Origin of the sequence: Paraburkholderia sp. BR10872, assembly GCF_040965835.1 — a bacterium.
Classification (GTDB): Bacteria; Pseudomonadota; Gammaproteobacteria; order Burkholderiales; family Burkholderiaceae; genus Paraburkholderia; species Paraburkholderia nodosa_A.
The window spans coordinates 102,003-119,086 of the sequence record NZ_JBFRCN010000003.1; the positions used below are offsets into that span (position 1 = coordinate 102,003).

Sequence of the window (17,084 nt, forward strand, 5' to 3'; positions counted from 1 at the left end):
GCGCATCGCCTCGGTGGAAGTCGCAAGCCGGTGATTTCATTGAATTATTTCCCCTGTCGAGCGGGGGATTCAGAAATGGCTCCTCGTTGAAACATGGCTCCGGGGCGATTCGGGCAGCGACCAGAAAACAAGCGGTTTTGATTCAGTTCTGTTGCAACGCAAACGAAGCCGCCGAAAAAAAGTTCGGCGCTGAAACGTCGCGTGCGAGTGGCTTTACGGCGCGCCCGCCGTTGCGCATGCGATCAGTGTGGGTATGCGTACAGATTGGCATGCCGAGGTTTGCTCCAATGAGGTCCGTAAAAAGCCTCGAGGCGTTGTGAGGCTTTAGAGGTCCGGGAGGCGCGTGACGCTTCGCACGAGCCCGCCGGCAGGCAGGCGCGGCGTTCGTCGACGTGACCCGACGTATTTCAACGGGGAGCTCACTGCATGAATCAGCTTGTGACGCCTGCCGGTTTGATCGCGGCAGCCAATGAACCCGAAGTCGCGCTCATCGTTCAGCCCGTGGTGCTGGCCGGGGGCTCGGGCACGCGGCTTTGGCCGCTCTCGCGCGAGCACTGCCCGAAACAGCTGATCGACGTGCTCGACGGCGAGTCGCTGCTCGAAGCCACGGTGCGGCGGCTCGACGGGGTGTATGCCGAGGCGGGCGCGGCGATCCGCAAGGCCGCGCCTGTCGTCGTGAGCAGCGAGGAACTGCGGCTCATGACCGTCGACCGGCTCGGCCGCAGCGGCACGCCCGCTCGCGTCGTGCTCGAACCGGTCGCGCGCAACACGGCGCCGGCGCTCACTGTGGCGGCGCTGGCGGCGCGCGCCGGGCACGAGGCGACGCTCGGTCGCGATGGCGCGCTTGCCGGATGCGACAGCGACCCGGTGCTCATCGCCATGCCGGCGGACCACCTGATCGCGGATCGCGCCGCGTTTGCCGCCGCACTCGAAGAAGCGGTGGGGTATGCGGCGCGCGGCGCGATCGTCACGCTGGGCGTGCCGCCGCAGCGCGCGGAGACCGGCTACGGGTACATCGGCGCGGGCGCGGCGCTCGGCGCGAGCGGCGCACGCGTGATCGAGCGCTTCGTGGAAAAGCCGGGCGCCGAACTCGCGGCGACTTACGTGGCCTCCGGCGATTACCTCTGGAATAGCGGCATTTTCGTGGTGCGCGCATCGGTGTGGCTTGCCGCGATCGCGCACTGCCGGCCGGCTATCGCGGCGCAATGCGCGGCGGCGTTCGAGGCGGCCGCCATCGACGCCGACGGCACCGTGCATCTCGACGCAGCAGCGCTCGCCGCGTGCCCGTCCGATTCCATCGACTACGCGGTGATGGAGTCGCTCGGCGCCGACGCACGGCTCGCGGGCGTGGTCGTGCCGCTCGTGGCCGGCTGGTCCGACGTGGGCGCGTGGGATGCGGTGTGGCAGGTGTCGAACAAGGACGAGAGCGGCAACGTGGCCCGCGGGCGCGTGATGTTCGAAGACGTGACCGACACGTTCGCACATTCGGACGGACGGCTCGTGGCCTGCGTGGGTGTCCACGGCGTGGTGGTGGTCGAAACGGCCGACGCGGTCCTCGTCGCGGCGAGAGATCGCGTGCAGGACGTCAAGGCGATCGTGGGCAAGCTCAGGCAGGAGCGCAGCGCGGTCGCGCAGCATCACCGGCGCGTGGAGCGGCCGTGGGGCTGCTACGACTCGCTCGATCAGGGCGAACGCTTCCAGGTCAAGCGCATCGTCGTGAAGCCGGGCGGGCGGCTGTCGCTGCAGATGCATCATCACCGCGCGGAGCACTGGACCGTGGTGCGTGGCACGGCGCGCGTCACGCGCGGCGAGGAGGTTTTCCTGCTTTCGGAAAACGAATCGACCTATATCCCGCTGGGAGTGAGGCACCGGCTGGAGAATCCGGGCAAGACGCCGCTCGAGATCATCGAGGTTCAGTCAGGCGGTTATCTGGGCGAAGACGACATCGTGCGCTTCGACGATGAGTACGGCCGGATACAACGGTGAACAAGTACAACATTGAAAAGCACGATGTTGGGCCGCGCGCGAAAAAGCGTGCGCAGAAGAAACATGCACGCCGGCATCCCTGCATATGCACAGCCAGGGACTGCCGATCGATTTGAAGCCAGTTGAAAGCGTGCCGATTGAAGTAAGCGGGCGATCCATACGATCGCCTTACAAAAACAGCAGCGCAAGGGCCGACGTAACACGCGTAAATACGAACAAGATGCATGCCGCAAGCATCATGTCAGGAGATATCCTGGCTGGCGAATTATGCGAAGCGCATGCAACGTAATACCTAAGTTCGACGACGCACGAGGGCCCGCGCAGTATCCGGCAAACAGGGGCGATAACGCCCACATCGGGGGGGTAGGGTCATGGAACTGGGGAACAAGGAACGCTCGCTCGTCAGCAAGGTGATGGACGGGCTGATTTCAGGCATCGTCGAGGAGCGGTATGGCGCCGTGCTGCCACCGCAGGACATCCTCTCGAAGGAGTTCGACGTGAGCCGCACGGTGATGCGCGAGGCGCTCTCCATGCTGCTCGCGCGTCATATGCTCGACGTGCGGCCGAAAATAGGCACGCGCATCCGGCCCATGCGCGACTGGCGCATGATCGACGAGGACGTCGTGAACTGGCGTTTCCGCTCGAAACCGGACAAGACGTTTTTGCGCGACGTAATCGAATTTCGCGGCCTGATCGAACCGGCGGCGTGCGCGCTCGCGGCCACACGCGCGAGCGCGGCCGACATTGCCGGCATTCGCGAGGCGTTCGAGGCGCTGCGCCAGACGAGCACCGACGATCCGAATTTCCAGACCGCCGACGCGCTTCTGCACACGCGCATCCTCGCGGCGAGCGGGAATCAGTTTTATCAGCAGATGGCCGCGATCATTCGTGGCGCGCTCTCGCTGGTGAATCCGATTCTCAGCACGCGTGACGGCGGCTGGAACAACGTCGTGGCGGCCCATGGGCGCATCGTCGAAGCGATCGAGCGGCGTGCGCCGAAGGAAGCCGAAGCGGCCGCGCTCGCGATGATCGAATACACCGCCGACGAACTCACTCGCGCGCTCGCGCCGGAGTTGGAGCAGCGCTAAGGCCGTTCGCGGCGTCGCTTCGCTCGCATCGATCCAGGCGCTGTGCGTGGATCGATGCGAGCGCATTGCGGCGCGCCGCGTGTGCCGGTATCGTGCGTGTCTTTGGGTGCGCCGCGCGTGACGTACATGACGTACGTCGTGCGGCCGCCCTCGACTTCACAGCCGGAGCACGCAGCACATGAGCGAAACACAAACGATACGTTGGGGCATCGTCGGCGCGGGCCGCATTGCGCATCGCTTCGCGCAGGGCGTCGCGCACGTGCCGCATGCGCGCGTCGAAGCGGTCTGGTCGCGGCGCGCGGCCACTGCGCAGGCGTTTGCCGCGACCTGCGGCGCGCAGGCGTGCGAGAGCGTGGATGCGCTCTTCGCGAGCGGCATCGACGCCGTGTATATCGCCACGATGCAGGACAGTCACGCCCAGTACGCCATTGCCGCGCTCGAAGCCGGCCTGCCCGTGCTGTGCGAAAAGCCCGCCACGGTCAACGGCGCGCAGCTCGAACGCGTGCTCGACGCGGCGCGCCGCGCGCAGCGCCTCTTCATGGAGGCGATGAAGCCGCCGTTTTATCCCCTCTATCGAAAGTTGCGCGCGCAACTGGACGATGACCCCATCGGGCCGGTCGGGCTCGTGCGCGCGGGCTGTTCGGTGGCCAGCGTGCCTGCTGACCATCCATCGCTTTCGTTCGAGCAAGCGGGCGGTGCGCTGCTCGACATCGGCGTGTACGAAATGTTTCTTGCCGTCGACTGGCTCGGCGCGCCGCGCGAGGTGCAGACCGTCGGGCGCCTCGGCTCGACTGGCGTGGATACCTTCGCGAGTCTCAATTGCCAGCATGAGCGCGGTATTGCGCAATTATTCTGCGGGCTCGATCTGCACGGTTATGGCGACGCACTGCTGGCGGGGCCGCACGGCAACGTGACGATACACGCGAACTGGTGGAATCCGGTTCGCGCAACGGTGCGCTATGTGGATGGCCGCGTCGTCGAACTCGACGAGCCGTTCGAGGGTGGCGGCCTCAACTACGAAACGGCGCACTTCTGCGAGCTGCTGCGCGCGGGTGCGCTCGAAAGCCCGGTGATGACGCACGATACCTCGCGCCGCATGCTCGCCATGGCCGACGCGGCGCGAGCGGCGCTCGGACTGCGTTTTCCGTGCGAATGACACGCTAAACAGCGGCCCGTAAGCGAAACGGCCCGCATGTGCGGGCCGTGTCTGTAAACGCATGTGCTATCAGTGGCGCGCAGGCAGCGCGAGGCGCCTTTCGTACCAGTGCTGCACCCATTCGAGCACCTGGCAAAGCACCCAGTACACGGCGGCGGCCGCGAGATAGAGCGGCAGCGGCTGATACGTCGAAGCGATGATTTCCTGCGCGCTGCGCAGCAGCTCTGTCACGGTGATGACCGAAACGAGCGAGGTGTCCTTGATGAGGCTGATGAGGCTGTTCGAGAGACTCGGCACGGCGATGCGCAACGCCTGCGGCGCGATCACGTAGCGCAGCGTCTGCGTGCGCGAGAGGCCTAGGCTATAGGCCGCAAGCCACTGTCCGCTATGAATGCCGAGAATCGCGCCACGCATGCTCTCCGAGAGATAGGCCGCCACGTTCGCAGAGAGCGCAATCACGCCTGCGGGCGTCGGGTCGAGCGAGATGCCGACGCTCGGCAATCCGTAATAAATGACGAAGATCTGCACGAGCAGCGGCGTGCCGCGCATCAGGCTCACATACACGCGCGCGATGAACACGAGCGTGCGGTTCGAGCTGATGCCCATGAGCGCGAGCACGGCACCGCCGATGAGCCCGAAGATCATCGAAAGCACGGCGAACTTGACCGTCAGCACCGCGCCCTGTGCGAGCACCGGCAGCGACTGGATGATGAGCGTATAGATGGGCATGGGCGTAGGTAACGAATGGAAGTGGCGCGGTTTGCAATGGAGGCATATGTGCGAAGGGCGGCATCGTGCGATGCCGCCCTTCGCGTCAGCCGGACTGTGCGGCGCTCGCGATCATTGCCGGATCATTGCGAGATCGGCTTGGTCACGTCGATGCCGAACCACTTGTCCGAGATCTTCGTGAAGGTGCCATCGGCTTCGAGTTGCGTCATCGCGTCGTCGATCGCCTTGGCGAACTTCGGATTGCCCTTCTTGAACGGGATGGCCGACGGGTTGCCGGCGCCGACCATCGCGCCCGTGCGCAGCGGCAACTGCGAGTTCTTCAGCAGGTAGGCGAGCATCAGGCGGTCGTTGAGCGCCGCGTCGAGGCGGCCCGCTGCGAGGTCGCGCAGATACTCGGGAGCGCCCGGGTAGGTCTTTACGTCGATGCCCGGCACCGACTTGGCCATGTCCATGTAGTTGGTGCCGAGGCCGACGCCGAGCTTCTTGCCCTTCAGGTCTTCGAGCGTCTTGAACTCGCGCGTGTCGTCCTTGCGCTGGATGAGCTGCGCGGCCGAGTACGTGTACGCCGGCGAGAAGTCGAGCACAGCCTTGCGCTGGTCGGTCACGCCGACCTGGTTCACGATCACGTCGAACTTGCCTGCCTGCAGGCCCGCGATGATGCCGCTCCATTCGGTCGTGACGAATTCGGGCTTGAGGCCCATTTTCGCGGCGACGGCTCGGGCGATGTCGACGTCATAGCCGACCAGTTCGCCGTTGGGCGCCTTCGAGTTGAACGGGGGGAACGTGCCTTCGAGACCGATGCGCAGCGTGCCGCGCGCCTTGACCTGGTCGAGCAGGTCATCGGCGTGGGCGCTGGCTGCGACGAACGATGCGCCAACGATTGCAAGTGCAAGGAGTTTTTTCAGCAAACCGGATTTCATGTTTTCCTCTTGTTCTGCTGCTGCGATTCTGGTGCTAGCGCACAGCGCCTCCGATGCGCCATGACTAGCCTGCCACTATAGCTTTACGCGCGGCCCGGGGCCAGCGCCCGCGCACATTCGGCGACGAGTGCCGGGCCGCGGTAGATGAAGCCCGTGTAGACCTGCACGAGCGAGGCGCCGGCCGCGATCTTCGCGCGCGCGTCGTCGCCCGAAAAAATGCCGCCCACGCCGATGATCGGCACGTCGCCGCCCAATTCGGCGCGCAGCTTACGGATCACGTTGTTCGAGGTGTCGAATACCGGGCGTCCCGAGAGGCCACCCGTTTCGTTCGCATTTGGCATGCCTTCCACCGCCGCGCGCGAGAGCGTGGTGTTGGTCGCGATCACGCCTTCGATCTTGTGGCGCAGGAGCGTATCAGCGATTTCCTTGACCTGCTCGTCGTCGAGATCGGGCGCGATCTTCAGCGCGAGCGGCACGAGCTTGCCGTGCATGTCTGCGAGACGCTGCTGCTTGTCCTTGAGCGCGGCGAGCAGCGCGTCGAGTTCGCCGCCGCCTTGCAGCTGGCGCAGATTCTTCGTGTTCGGCGACGAGATGTTGATCGTCACGTAGCTCGCGAACGGATAGACGCGCTCGAGGCAGAAGAGATAGTCGTCGGCGGCGCGCTCGATCGGCGTGTCGGCGTTCTTGCCGATATTCAGGCCGAGAATGCCGCGATAGCGCGCGGCCTGCACGTTCTTCACGAACTGCTCGACGCCGTGGTTGTTGAACCCCATGCGGTTGATGATGCCGCCCGCCTGCGGCAGCCGGAAAATGCGCGGGCGCGGGTTGCCCGGCTGCGGGCGCGGCGTCACGGTGCCCACCTCGATGAAGCCGAAGCCGAGCGCGGCGAAACCGTCGATCGCGGCGCCTTCCTTGTCGAGGCCCGCGGCGAGTCCCACCGGGTTGCGGAAGGTGAGGCCCATGACGGTGCGCGGCGAATCGGGCACGCGCGGGGCGAGCAGGCCCGCCATGCCGGTGCGGCCGGCGGCGCCGATCATGCGCAGCGAGAGGTGATGGGCGTCTTCGGCGTCCATGCGAAAGAGCTGGTCGCGGACGAACGGGTAAAGGGTGCTGAACACGGGAAGAAGGCGCGGGCGCCAGAAAATGGGAACCCGCTATTTTAGCGGTAACGCGGACCCTGGGCGATGCGCCGCGGGCTCAGGCTTCGGGCGTGAGCGGCGTGAGTGGCGCCCATGCGCCGTCGAAGAGCCCTTCGAGCGGCTGAAAGTGCGCCTTGTAGGCCATTTTCGGGCTCTCGCGGATCCAGTAGCCGAGATACACGTAAGGCAGCTGAAGGCTGCGGGCCTGCTCGATCTGCCAGAGGATGTTGTAGGTGCCGTAGCTCGTGTGGAGCGTGTCCGGGTCGAAGAACGTGTAGACCGACGAGAGCCCGTCGCCGAGGATGTCGATCATGCTCACCATGCGCAACGCGCCGGGCTCGTCCGGATGAGCAGGGTCCGGTTCGCGGAATTCGACCAGCCGTGAGTTGATCCGGCTTTGCAGCAGGAACTGCTCGTACTGGTCGCGGCTGTCGCGATCCATGCCGCCGCCCGCGTGGCGCGCGGACTGATAGCGCATGTAGAGCGCGTAATGCGCCTCGTCGTAGTGCAGCGGCGCGACCGTGGCGACGAGCGCGCCGTGCCGCTTCCACGCGCGACGCTGCGTACGGCTCGGCGTGAAGCGCTCGACCGGCACACGCACCGGCACGCACGCGCGGCAGCCATCGCAGTAGGGGCGATAGGTGAACACGCCCGAGCGCCGGAAGCCGGCCTTCACGAGATCGGTATAGACGTCGGAGTTGATGAGATGACTGGGCGTTGCCACCTGCGAGCGCGCGATGCGCCCCTCCAGGTAACTACAGGGGTAGGGCGCCGTTGCATAGAATTGCAGCGCGGAAAGCGGTGAAAGCGGCAGCTCGTTTGGATGCGTCACGTTGGCAGCTCTCGTAGCAGTTCGGATCGTCGCGTGGCGCGCGCGTCGCGCACCCAGCCTCACGCGCAAGCCTTGCCAGGCCATACGGCGCGCCGCACAGGGCGTGCCAGGGAAGGCCGGGCTGCGATGGGTTCGCTATTCAGTCTAACATTGACGCCGAACATGTATCCATCGAATTGCGTGGGCTGTCGCAAGCCCGCACGCGAGCGATCATACGCCGCTCATGTGCCACTCATTTGCCGCTCGCCTGCCATTCACGCTGCGGGCAAGAACTCGTCTGGCGCGCCCCTGCCGCCGAGCAGATCGGCGAGCACGGCTTTGTCGAACTTCCAGGGAATGGGCGCGGCATTCACGTGCGTGCGCACGTGGGCGATGAACGCCTTGCGCGAGATTTCGCGCCCGCCGAGCGAGGCGAGATGCGCGGTGTTCTGCTGGCAATCGATCAACTCGACGCCGTGACGGCGCAGATGCGCGACGAGGGCCGCGAGCGCGATCTTCGACGCGTCGGTCATGGAAGCGAACATCGACTCGCCGAAGAACATCGTGCCGAGCGCCACGCCGTAGAGGCCCCCCACACGCTCGCCGCCGAACCAGGCCTCGACGCTGTGCGCATCGCCCACGCGGTGCAGGGTGGAGTAGGCGTCGATCACGTCGCCGGTGATCCACGTGCCGCGCTGGCCGCGCCGCGGCGCGTTCGCGCACGCGCGCATCACGGCGGCGAAATTGTTGTCGACGCGAATTTCCCACGCGTCCTCACGCAGCACACGCTTGAGCGTTTTCCTGAAGGAGGGCGAGACCTTGAATTCGTCGGGGCGCAGGATCATGCGCGGGTCGGGGCTCCACCAGAGCACCGGCTGGCCGTCCGAGTACCACGGGAAAATGCCGCGCCGGTAGGCATCGATGAGGCGTGACGGCAGCAGGTCCGCGCTGGCGGCGAGCAGGCCTGGCGCGCCGCTCGACGCGCCGAGTGCGCGCTCGACGGCGGGAAACGGTTCGTCGGGCGAAAGCCAGGGGACCATCGTCGCGGGCTTGGTTAGAAGGGCGATCAGCCGTCGCGCAGCGAGCGCAGGACGTCGCCGGTGTGCAGCCCGAAGCTGCCCGACTGGCGATCGGCGAAGAAACAGCGCAGGGTCTGCCCGACCGTTGGGAACGCAATGTCGTCCCAGGGAATTTCGTGCTCGTCGAAAAGCCGCACTTCGAGACTTTCCTCGCCGGCTGCGATATCGATGTCGAGCAGGCGCGCGAGATAGAACAGATGCACCTGATGCACACGCGGCACGTTCAGGAGCGAAAAGAGGTTCTGCACCTCGACGCGCGCGCCGGCTTCCTCGAGCGTTTCGCGTGCCGCGGCTTCGGCGGTCGTCTCTCCCATCTCCATGAAGCCGGCGGGCAGCGTCCAGTAGCCGTAGCGCGGCTCGATCGCGCGGCGGCACAACAGCACCTTGTCTTCCCAGACCGGAACCGTGCCGACCACGTTGCGCGGATTCTGATAGTGGATGGTGCCGCAGTGTGAGCAGACGTAGCGTTCGCGATTGTCGCCGGGCGGAATGAGCAGGCTGACCGCCTGACCGCAAGTCGAGCAGAATTTCATGGGCACGATAGGGGGATGGGTGATGCGAGTTTATCACCGCTCAGCGGCTTCGCTCATGTGCCCAACGATGGGAAGACCGCGCCTGGAAGAGGCGTAAACGGAAAAAGGGTTACAGGCCAATGACCTGTAACCCTTTCGAATTCTGCTGGTTGCGGGGGTAGGATTTGAACCTACGACCTTCGGGTTATGAGCCCGACGAGCTGCCAGACTGCTCCACCCCGCGTCCGTCGAAGAAAAGATTATATGACAGTTCGCGCCGCGTTGCAACAACAAATGACGAGCGCCTTTCCACGCGTTTGCAAAAAGTTTGCAGGACACGCGTGGATGGCTTCTTGAATCGTCAGGATAGAATCGGGGCTCGTTCGGCGCCGTGCACGCTCTTCGCGATGTTCACGCTGCGCCGTTGCCTTGTACAACGCACTGCGACAACGCACTGCGCCTCATTTGCCTCTTCCATGGACATTCCCCTCGATCTGCAATCGATAGCCGCGCAAGAGCATGCGCTGGTGTTCCCGCGTTTCGACGCCGATCGTGCCTGGCAGCTCGGCTCGCATCTGCATGAACTCGCGCGCGCCCGCGCGCTGCCCGTCGCCATCGATGTGCGCACCTTCGGCCAGCAGCTCTTCTTTTGCGCGCTGGACGGCGCCACGCCCGACAATGCCGACTGGGTGCGCCGCAAGTCGCGCGTGGTCGAGCACTTTCGGCGCAGCTCCTATGCGATCGGCCTGCGCATGCAGCAAACCGGTTCGACGCTTGCCGACAAGCACGGCCTGCCGATCGCCGATTTCGCGCCGCATGGCGGTTCGTTTCCGCTCACGGTGGAGGGTACGGGCGTGATCGGCTCGATCACGGTCTCGGGCCTGCCGCAGCGCGCCGATCACGAACTGGTAGTCGAAGCGCTCTGCGCGCAACTCAACGCCGACTACGCGCAGCTCGCGCTCGCGAAGGTCTGAGACGATGCGCATTCCTCCGTTCTCGGCCTGGACCTGGCTCGTCATCGCGATCGTCGCGGAAGTCATCGCCACTTCTGCGTTGCGCGCGTCGGATGGCTTCACGCGGCTCGTGCCGTCGGCGATCGTCGTGGTGGGGTATGGCATTGCGTTCTACGGGCTCTCGCTCACGTTGCGCAGTTTGCCGGTGGGCATCGTCTATGCGGTGTGGTCGGGCGTGGGCATCGTGCTCATTACGCTCGTGGCGATGGCGCTCTATCGGCAGGTGCCCGATCTGCCGGCCGTGCTCGGGCTCGGGCTCATTGTGGCCGGCGTGGTCGTGCTGAATCTGTTCTCGAAGATGCAGGCGCATTGAAAGACGGCGGCCGAACCGGCCACCGCACTGGCCACATTCGCGCCAGACATTGCGCCTCGCGCGTAACATGGCCGGTTACCGCCGTGCACCGCGTCGTCCTCCGGCGGCAGTGCTTTCTGCTGATTTTCCCCATTGGGGCTGGACATGATCATTCGTTTTCCCGCCGACGCGCCGCTCTATCGCGACGCCAATCTGACCGTGGTCTTTCCCGCGCTCGTCGACGGCACACGCGTTCCCTGCGCGATTTCCGTCGAGGCGCTCGAGGACCATTTCGGTGCGCTGCCCGCGAACCGCGACGCGTGGATGCAGGCGTTCGACGCCGGCCGATCGCGCATCGAAGCTGTGGCGCGCGCCCATCTCGAACTCAGCAACGGCACGCCGGTGCTGCTCAAGAGCGGTCACTTTCCCCCCGGACGCCTGGACTCGTAGGCTTGTACGCGTAGTCAGGCACGCCCCGCACGGGCGTCACGGGAAATTTCGGTTGCCGCAACTGGCTAGCGTCGTCATGAGCATCGTCGAACGCAAGGACCGCGAACTCCACGCAAGGCACGCAGCGCGCGCGCACGATCAGCGCGAGCGCATCCTCGACGCTGCGCGCCGCATCGTCATGCGCGAAGGGCTCGCTGCGCTCTCCATGCGCAAGATCGCCGACGCGATCGGTTATTCGCCTGCGTCCCTCTATCTTTATTTCGCCGGCCGCGACGAGATTGCCGAGGCGCTCGGCCGCGAATGTTACGCGCAACTGCTTGCGCAGCTCGAACCGCTCGGGCTGATCGCCGACGCGCGCGAACGGCTTCATGCCCTCGCGCATGCATACGTGGCGTACGGCTGCGACCATCCGCAGACTTACGAACTCATCTTCATGGCGCACAAGACGCGCGCAGAGCACGTGGGAGCGGCCGCACGCCGTCATCGCGCCGCGCTGGCCGAGGCGGCGGGCGAGCCTGAGGCCGGCGCTGCGCCGGCCTGCGGCGCACAACTCTTTGCCGCGACGCTGTCCGTGCTGACGCCGCCAAGCGGGGCGCATGTCGATGGGCCCCTGCTTGCGCAGTCGCTTTGGGCCACGCTGCACGGCGCGGTGATGCTCACGCTCGCGCGTGCCGGCTTTGAGCACGCGGCGCCCGGTCCGTTGATCGACGCCACGCTCGATGCGTGGTTCGGCGCGCGCGCCGCTGCGGCTGCGTCGCCGGCCGCGCAAGCGCCCGGTGTGGCGTCGTGATAGCCTCAGAATGCCTGTGATCGCGCCTCGCCCGATTCAGGCGCCGCTCATCGTTCTGCCTTGCCAATCGCCATGTCACACGAAGCCAACGCAAGCCCGACCGCAGCCGACGCCGACTCGCACGTGCTTACGCGCGTAGCGAACCGCATCGGCTATATCGAACTCGAGCGCCCGCAGGCGCTCAATGCGCTCACCACCGCCATGGTCCGCACGATGCACGCCGCGCTCGATCGCTGGCGCGACGACCCGGACGTGCTCGCGGTGATCGTGCGTACGCGCCACCCGCGCGCGTTCTGCGCGGGCGGCGACATTCGCTTTTTGTACGAGTCGTACCGCGCGGGCGACCAGGCGGCGCTCGACACGTTCTTCGCCGACGAATATCGCCTCAACCACGCCATCTTCACGTTTCCGAAGCCGTACATCGCGATGCTCAACGGCGTGGTCATGGGCGGCGGCATGGGCATCTCGCAGGGCGCGCATCGCACGGGCGGGCTGCGGCTCGTGGGTCCGACCACGCGCATGGCGATGCCGGAGACGCGCATCGGCCTCTTTCCCGATGTCGGCATGGGCTGGTTCCTCGCGCGCACGCCTGGCGCGATCGGCCGGTATCTCGCGGTGACAGGCGAGACGCTCGATCAGGCGAGCGCCGTGTATGCGGGCCTGGCCGATGCGTCGCTCGACGAGTCTGCGTGGCCGGCGCTGCTCGATGCGCTGGAGAGCGAGCCGTTTGCGAGCGGCGCGGAAGTGGTCGCGCGCATGCGCCAGGCGGCGCTGCCCGCGCCCGAATTGCGGCGCCTCGCCGAAGGATCGTCGCTGGCCGCGGTGCGCGGCTGGATCGACCAGCATTTCTCGCTTGCCGATGTGCCGGCCATGCTGGCATCGCTCGAAGCCGCTCGCCATGCGCGCGCGGGCGACGAGGCAAAATGGGCCGGGCAGATGGTGGACGTTCTGCGCGAGCGTTCGCCGCTTTCCATGGCGGTGTCGCTCGAGGTGGTCTCGCGCGCGGAGGGCACGATGGCCGACTGTCTGCGCCGCGACCTCGACCTCACGCGCTCGAGCTTCGCGATTGGCGACGTGCTGGAGGGCATCCGTGCGCGCATCATCGACAAGGATAATCAACCGCATTGGCGCTTCGCGAATATCGAAGACGTGCGCCGCGAAGACGTCGAGCGGATGTTCGAGAGCCCCTGGCGCTTGATGGAGCACCCGCTGCGCGAACTCATCGGTTGAGCTGGCTGGCGCGAGGGAGCAGTGGAGGAGGTGTGAGGGGGAAAGCGCGGTGGGAAAACGCGGGCCGCGCATGGCGCACGGCCCGCAGGCGCAGTCAGTCTTCGGCCGTTTCGCTCATGAACGCGCGCATGAAAACCAGCGCGCCCCAACCCCACATCGCATTCGAGGCGAAGCCCGTGGCAAGCCGCGGCAGCATGTTGCCGGTCGGCCAGATGCCGCGCAGAGGATCGACGACGAACACCATTGCCGCAGTGAGGACGATGCCGCCGAACACGAAGGCCTGAACCCACGGCGCGGGCCGCGAAGGCGACACGCGCAGCAGCCACGCCATCAGCACGGCCCAGATGGCGCTCCAGATCGCATTCACGAGGAACTCGGGCAGCCCGAGCGGCTGGAATGGGTTCGTCGAAAATCCGGCCGCGTCGATGACCTGGGCGGCATGCAGGAGCGCGAGCGTCGCTTCGCGAAAGAAGAGCGACGCGAGAAAGCCGGATACGAACGGCAGAATCAGTTTTTGCATGGAATCGTGCGAGAGCTTCTTGGCCTCGCTGCGCAACGCGCCTTATGGAGCGTGATGCGCGCGGCGTGCCGGTGTTTTTGTGGGTGCGTGCGCCATTATATCGGCGCGCGGTGCGCGCGAGGCGCACCGTACGCTAAAGCGTCGGGTAAAGCACGAAAGTGGAAAACCTAAGCTCAAAAAAATCGTTCTAAAGGGTGCGAGCGGTCCCTAGACTGGTTCCCCATGAAGACGGCGCCGCCGTCGCCGGGCGCTCTCGCGAGGCGCACGGGGAACGCGCCGGCGCATTCCGTCTGCTGTCGAATCCTCTCAATCGAGCCACGAGCGGCGCATTCGCTTGCGCGGCGTGCCCGCGCGTGCTCGCTGGCCGGCAGTCACCCGATTCGTTTCGAATTTCCAGGCAGGAGCAATGCATGAATGTGTTCTGGTTCATCCCGACCCACGGCGACAGCCGCTATCTGGGCACGACCCAGGGCGCGCGCGCGGCCGATCTCGCGTATTTCCAGCAGATCGCCGTCGCCGCCGATACGCTCGGCTATGAAGGCGTCCTGCTGCCTACCGGGCGCTCGTGCGAGGACGCGTGGGTCGTGGCGTCGAGCCTCATCGCCGCGACACGGCGCCTGAAGTTCCTCGTGGCGATCCGCCCCGGCCTCTCGTCGCCGGCACTCTCCGCACGGATGGCCGCGACGTTCGACCGGCTCTCCAATGGCCGTCTGCTCATCAACGTCGTGACGGGCGGCGACACGGCCGAGCTGGAAGGCGATGGCCTCTTCGTCGATCACGACACGCGCTACGAAATCACCGACGAGTTCCTGCATGTCTGGCGCAAGCTGCTCGCCGCGTCGCACGCGAACGAGGCGATCGATTTCGAGGGGCGACATCTGCGCTCGGTAGGCGGCAAAGTGCTGTATCCGCCAGCGCAGCATCCGCATCCGCCGTTGTGGTTCGGCGGCTCGTCGCCGGCCGCGCACGCCATGGCGGGCGCGCACATCGACACCTATCTGACGTGGGGCGAGCCTCCCGAAGCCGTCGCGCGCAAGATCGCCGACATCCGCGCGCGCGCCGCCGAGCACGGCCGCACGATCCGCTTCGGCATTCGCCTGCACGTGATCGTGCGCGAGAGCGAAGACGAAGCGTGGGCCGCCGCCGACAAGCTCATCAGCCACCTCGACGACGAGACGGTTGCGCGCGCCCAGGCCGCATTCGCGAAGATGGATTCGGAAGGCCAGCGCCGCATGGCCGCGCTGCACGGCGGCAAGCGCGGCACGCGCAAGGACCTCGAGGTGTATCCGAACCTGTGGGCTGGCGTGGGCCTCGTGCGCGGCGGCGCGGGCACGGCGCTCGTCGGCAATCCTGAACAGGTGGCCGCGCTCATGAAGGAATACGCGCAGCTTGGCATCGAGACGTTCATCTTGTCCGGCTATCCCCATCTCGAGGAATCCTACCGGTTTGCGGAACTCGTGTTCCCGCTGCTGCCTGGGCGCACGGCGAAGGGCGCGGGCGGCCCCCTTTCGGGGCCTTTCGGCGAAGTGGTCGGGAATCACTATCTGCCGAAAGTGAGCCAGAGCTGAGGCGCTGGAGAACGGCAGCAATCGTGGAGGATGCAACGATGACGCAATCCGTAGTAAGGGCCGCACCCGCGCGCGATCACACCACCCCAGGCGGTGCGCTGCGCGCCGCGCGGAGATTCGTGCGGGGGAGCCGGCGGCGGCTCGCGCCCTGGCTCGTGCCGCTGGCGGTGTTGGTGATCTGGGAGATCGCCGCAAGAAGCGGCGCGCTCTCCACGCGCGTGCTGCCCGAGCCGCTCGCCGTAGTGCGGGCGGCCTGGTCGCTGATCGAGTCGGGCGAAATGTGGGCGGACGTGCGCGTGAGCACGTGGCGGGCGCTTTCGGGGTTCGCGATCGGCGGCGGCATCGGGCTCGTGCTCGGATTGGCTACCGGGCTTTTCAAGCCCGCGGAAACCGCGCTCGATTCGACCGTGCAGATGGTCCGCAATATCCCGGCGCTCGCCATGATTCCGCTCGTGATTCTGTGGTTCGGCATTGGCGAGGAGGCGAAAGTCTTTCTCGTGGCGCTGGGCGTGTTCTTTCCCGTCTACGTGAATACGTTTCACGGCATCCGCTCGGTGGACGCCAATCTCGTCGAGATGGCGCGCAGCTATGGGCTCAAGGGTTTCGCGCTCTATCGCGAGGTGATATTGCCGGGGGCGTTGCCATCGATTCTCGTCGGCGTGCGCTTTGCGCTTGGGCTGATGTGGGTGACGCTGATCGTCGCCGAAACGATCTCCGCGCAGTCGGGCATCGGCTACATGACGATGAACGCGCGCGAATTCCTGCAAACCGATGTGGTGGTGGTCGGCATCCTGCTCTATGCGGCGCTCGGCAAGCTCGCCGACTGGCTTGCGAAGTCGCTCGAACGCGTGGCGCTGCGCTGGCACCCCGCTTATCAACAGGAGAACGAAGCATGAGCGCGAGTCAACTGGCGTCGAATTACGGTGTGGGGTGGGAAGATGCCGGTCGCGTGCAGGCGCGCGAGCGCAACGACAGGGCGCAAGCGGCGCGCGAGGGCGTGGCACCGCGTACGCCTACGCCCGAAGTGGACGCCGCCGTTGCCCTTCGCGGTGTGGGCAAGCGCTACGGCGAGCACGCCGTGCTCGCCGGCTTCGACCTCGCGATCGAGCGCGGCAGTTTTGTGTCGATCGTCGGACGCAGCGGTTGCGGCAAGTCCACGTTGCTGCGCCTGATCGCCGGCCTCGAAACGCCCGACGAGGGCGTGGTCGAGCGGCGCGGCGCAGATGGCGCGCCGCTCGATACGCGCATCATGTTTCAGGACGCGCGCCTCTTGCCGTGGAAGACCGTCTTGCAGAACGTGATGCTCGGACTCGGGCGCGGCGCGCGTGACGACGCCCGCGCGGTGCTCGACGAAGTGGGCCTGCTCGCGCGCGCCGACGAGTGGCCCGCGCGCCTCTCGGGAGGCCAGCGCCAGCGCGTTGCGCTCGCCCGTGCGCTCGTGCATCGTCCGAGCCTGTTGCTGCTCGACGAGCCGCTCGGCGCACTCGACGCGCTGACGCGCCTCGAGATGCATGCGCTGATCGAGCGCCTGTGGCGCGAGCATCGCTTCACCGCGTTGCTGGTGACGCACGACGTGCACGAAGCTGTCGCACTCGGCGACCGTATTCTGCTCGTCGAGGCAGGGCGCATCGCGCTCGATCAGCGCGTGCCGCTCGAGCGCCCGCGGGCGCGCGTCGACGCACGCTTTGCTGCGCTCGAGGAGAGCGTGCTGCAGCGGGTGCTAGGCCACGGCCCACTGCCAGCCGCCGGGCGGCCAACGGGCGCAGTGGCTTAAATTATTCATCAGGAATCCTGTTGTTTT

The 17,084-nt window shown here is 66.3% G+C and carries 18 protein-coding genes and 1 tRNA gene; 11 read left to right on the forward strand and 8 right to left on the reverse strand.

The annotated features are described in order from the left end of the window. The first annotated feature begins 426 nt into the window (after positions 1-426). From AB4Y43_RS03885 to AB4Y43_RS03895, 3 genes are all read left to right on the forward strand, one after another. Complete coding sequence (locus AB4Y43_RS03885) at positions 427-1,986, forward strand: mannose-1-phosphate guanylyltransferase/mannose-6-phosphate isomerase (RefSeq protein WP_368727081.1); 1,560 nt, start codon at positions 427-429, stop codon at positions 1,984-1,986. A gap of 371 nt (positions 1,987-2,357) precedes the next feature. Beyond that, entirely contained in the window at positions 2,358-3,074 is a 717-nt protein-coding gene (locus AB4Y43_RS03890) for a FadR/GntR family transcriptional regulator (protein WP_069267574.1), read from the forward strand. Positions 3,075-3,252: 178 nt separating this feature from the next. Then, positions 3,253-4,230, forward strand: a complete 978-nt coding sequence (locus tag AB4Y43_RS03895; protein ID WP_342945628.1) for a Gfo/Idh/MocA family oxidoreductase — start codon at positions 3,253-3,255, stop codon at positions 4,228-4,230. Between the two features lie 69 nt (positions 4,231-4,299). Here the strand turns inward: AB4Y43_RS03895 and AB4Y43_RS03900 are convergent, their stop codons facing one another. The 7 genes from AB4Y43_RS03900 to AB4Y43_RS03930 form a co-directional block, all read right to left on the reverse strand. After that, positions 4,300-4,959, reverse strand: coding sequence for an amino acid ABC transporter permease (locus tag AB4Y43_RS03900; RefSeq protein ID WP_028204859.1), 660 nt, complete (start codon positions 4,957-4,959; stop codon positions 4,300-4,302). Positions 4,960-5,081: 122 nt separating this feature from the next. Next, on the reverse strand, positions 5,082-5,879 hold the full coding sequence (locus AB4Y43_RS03905; protein WP_342945629.1) for a cystine ABC transporter substrate-binding protein: 798 nt from the start codon (positions 5,877-5,879) through the stop codon (positions 5,082-5,084). A gap of 83 nt (positions 5,880-5,962) precedes the next feature. After that, a complete protein-coding gene (locus AB4Y43_RS03910; protein ID WP_368727082.1) occupies positions 5,963-6,997 on the reverse strand; it encodes a quinone-dependent dihydroorotate dehydrogenase in 1,035 nt (344 codons plus the stop codon). Positions 6,998-7,076: 79 nt separating this feature from the next. Next, complete coding sequence (locus AB4Y43_RS03915; RefSeq protein WP_069267570.1) at positions 7,077-7,850, reverse strand: arginyltransferase; 774 nt, start codon at positions 7,848-7,850, stop codon at positions 7,077-7,079. 254 nt (positions 7,851-8,104) lie between these two features. After that, the gene (gene aat, locus AB4Y43_RS03920) at positions 8,105-8,869 is read right to left on the reverse strand and encodes a leucyl/phenylalanyl-tRNA--protein transferase (protein ID WP_069267569.1); all 765 of its coding nucleotides are present in this window, start codon (positions 8,867-8,869) and stop codon (positions 8,105-8,107) included. A 26-nt stretch (positions 8,870-8,895) separates the two neighbouring features. After that, positions 8,896-9,441: an NUDIX hydrolase gene (locus tag AB4Y43_RS03925; protein ID WP_069267568.1), complete on the reverse strand. Its 546-nt coding sequence runs from the start codon at positions 9,439-9,441 to the stop codon at positions 8,896-8,898. Between the two features lie 146 nt (positions 9,442-9,587). Next, positions 9,588-9,664 (reverse strand) — tRNA-Met (locus AB4Y43_RS03930). A 232-nt stretch (positions 9,665-9,896) separates the two neighbouring features. On the opposite strand from AB4Y43_RS03930, the gene AB4Y43_RS03935 reads away from it, so the two are divergent. The 5 genes from AB4Y43_RS03935 to AB4Y43_RS03955 all read left to right on the forward strand — a co-directional run bounded on the left by AB4Y43_RS03935 (position 9,897) and on the right by AB4Y43_RS03955 (position 13,195). Next, complete coding sequence (locus AB4Y43_RS03935) at positions 9,897-10,394, forward strand: heme-degrading domain-containing protein (protein ID WP_342945649.1); 498 nt, start codon at positions 9,897-9,899, stop codon at positions 10,392-10,394. 4 nt (positions 10,395-10,398) lie between these two features. Beyond that, on the forward strand, positions 10,399-10,746 hold the full coding sequence (locus AB4Y43_RS03940; protein ID WP_042268604.1) for a multidrug efflux SMR transporter: 348 nt from the start codon (positions 10,399-10,401) through the stop codon (positions 10,744-10,746). Positions 10,747-10,890: 144 nt separating this feature from the next. Further along, complete coding sequence (locus tag AB4Y43_RS03945; protein ID WP_069267565.1) at positions 10,891-11,175, forward strand: DUF1488 domain-containing protein; 285 nt, start codon at positions 10,891-10,893, stop codon at positions 11,173-11,175. Positions 11,176-11,251: 76 nt separating this feature from the next. Continuing rightward, complete coding sequence (locus AB4Y43_RS03950; protein WP_368727083.1) at positions 11,252-11,965, forward strand: TetR/AcrR family transcriptional regulator; 714 nt, start codon at positions 11,252-11,254, stop codon at positions 11,963-11,965. 72 nt (positions 11,966-12,037) lie between these two features. Further along, positions 12,038-13,195, forward strand: a complete 1,158-nt coding sequence (locus AB4Y43_RS03955) for an enoyl-CoA hydratase/isomerase family protein (RefSeq protein ID WP_368727084.1) — start codon at positions 12,038-12,040, stop codon at positions 13,193-13,195. 94 nt (positions 13,196-13,289) lie between these two features. On the opposite strand, the gene AB4Y43_RS03960 is transcribed toward AB4Y43_RS03955, so the two are convergent. Next, positions 13,290-13,715: a hypothetical protein gene (locus tag AB4Y43_RS03960; protein WP_069267614.1), complete on the reverse strand. Its 426-nt coding sequence runs from the start codon at positions 13,713-13,715 to the stop codon at positions 13,290-13,292. Positions 13,716-14,125: 410 nt separating this feature from the next. Between AB4Y43_RS03960 and ssuD the strand changes: the two genes are divergently transcribed. Genes ssuD through AB4Y43_RS03975 form a run of 3 tightly spaced genes read left to right on the forward strand, consistent with a single transcriptional unit; the run spans position 14,126 to position 17,057 of the window. Next, positions 14,126-15,283, forward strand: coding sequence for an FMNH2-dependent alkanesulfonate monooxygenase (ssuD, locus tag AB4Y43_RS03965; RefSeq protein ID WP_368727085.1), 1,158 nt, complete (start codon positions 14,126-14,128; stop codon positions 15,281-15,283). Between the two features lie 38 nt (positions 15,284-15,321). After that, a complete protein-coding gene (gene ssuC, locus AB4Y43_RS03970) occupies positions 15,322-16,179 on the forward strand; it encodes an aliphatic sulfonate ABC transporter permease SsuC (RefSeq protein ID WP_342945653.1) in 858 nt (285 codons plus the stop codon). Further along, positions 16,176-17,057 (forward strand): ATP-binding cassette domain-containing protein, encoded by an 882-nt coding sequence (locus AB4Y43_RS03975; protein ID WP_368616190.1) that lies wholly within the window; start codon positions 16,176-16,178, stop codon positions 17,055-17,057. Before ssuC ends, AB4Y43_RS03975 begins: the two co-directional genes overlap by 4 nt. The last annotated feature ends 27 nt before the right edge of the window (positions 17,058-17,084 follow it).

Coding starts and splice junctions, on each gene's coding strand:
- AB4Y43_RS03925 (WP_069267568.1), bottom strand. CDS start 9,441: ATGAAATTCTGCTCGACTTGCGGTCAGGCGGTCAGCCTGCTCATTCCG.
- AB4Y43_RS03975 (WP_368616190.1), top strand. CDS start 16,176: ATGAGCGCGAGTCAACTGGCGTCGAATTACGGTGTGGGGTGGGAAGAT.
- AB4Y43_RS03950 (WP_368727083.1), top strand. CDS start 11,252: ATGAGCATCGTCGAACGCAAGGACCGCGAACTCCACGCAAGGCACGCA.
- ssuC (WP_342945653.1), top strand. CDS start 15,322: ATGACGCAATCCGTAGTAAGGGCCGCACCCGCGCGCGATCACACCACC.
- AB4Y43_RS03885 (WP_368727081.1), top strand. CDS start 427: ATGAATCAGCTTGTGACGCCTGCCGGTTTGATCGCGGCAGCCAATGAA.
- AB4Y43_RS03890 (WP_069267574.1), top strand. CDS start 2,358: ATGGAACTGGGGAACAAGGAACGCTCGCTCGTCAGCAAGGTGATGGAC.
- ssuD (WP_368727085.1), top strand. CDS start 14,126: ATGAATGTGTTCTGGTTCATCCCGACCCACGGCGACAGCCGCTATCTG.
- AB4Y43_RS03935 (WP_342945649.1), top strand. CDS start 9,897: ATGGACATTCCCCTCGATCTGCAATCGATAGCCGCGCAAGAGCATGCG.
- aat (WP_069267569.1), bottom strand. CDS start 8,869: ATGGTCCCCTGGCTTTCGCCCGACGAACCGTTTCCCGCCGTCGAGCGC.
- AB4Y43_RS03900 (WP_028204859.1), bottom strand. CDS start 4,959: ATGCCCATCTATACGCTCATCATCCAGTCGCTGCCGGTGCTCGCACAG.
- AB4Y43_RS03945 (WP_069267565.1), top strand. CDS start 10,891: ATGATCATTCGTTTTCCCGCCGACGCGCCGCTCTATCGCGACGCCAAT.
- AB4Y43_RS03955 (WP_368727084.1), top strand. CDS start 12,038: ATGTCACACGAAGCCAACGCAAGCCCGACCGCAGCCGACGCCGACTCG.
- AB4Y43_RS03960 (WP_069267614.1), bottom strand. CDS start 13,715: ATGCAAAAACTGATTCTGCCGTTCGTATCCGGCTTTCTCGCGTCGCTC.
- AB4Y43_RS03905 (WP_342945629.1), bottom strand. CDS start 5,879: ATGAAATCCGGTTTGCTGAAAAAACTCCTTGCACTTGCAATCGTTGGC.
- AB4Y43_RS03895 (WP_342945628.1), top strand. CDS start 3,253: ATGAGCGAAACACAAACGATACGTTGGGGCATCGTCGGCGCGGGCCGC.
- AB4Y43_RS03940 (WP_042268604.1), top strand. CDS start 10,399: ATGCGCATTCCTCCGTTCTCGGCCTGGACCTGGCTCGTCATCGCGATC.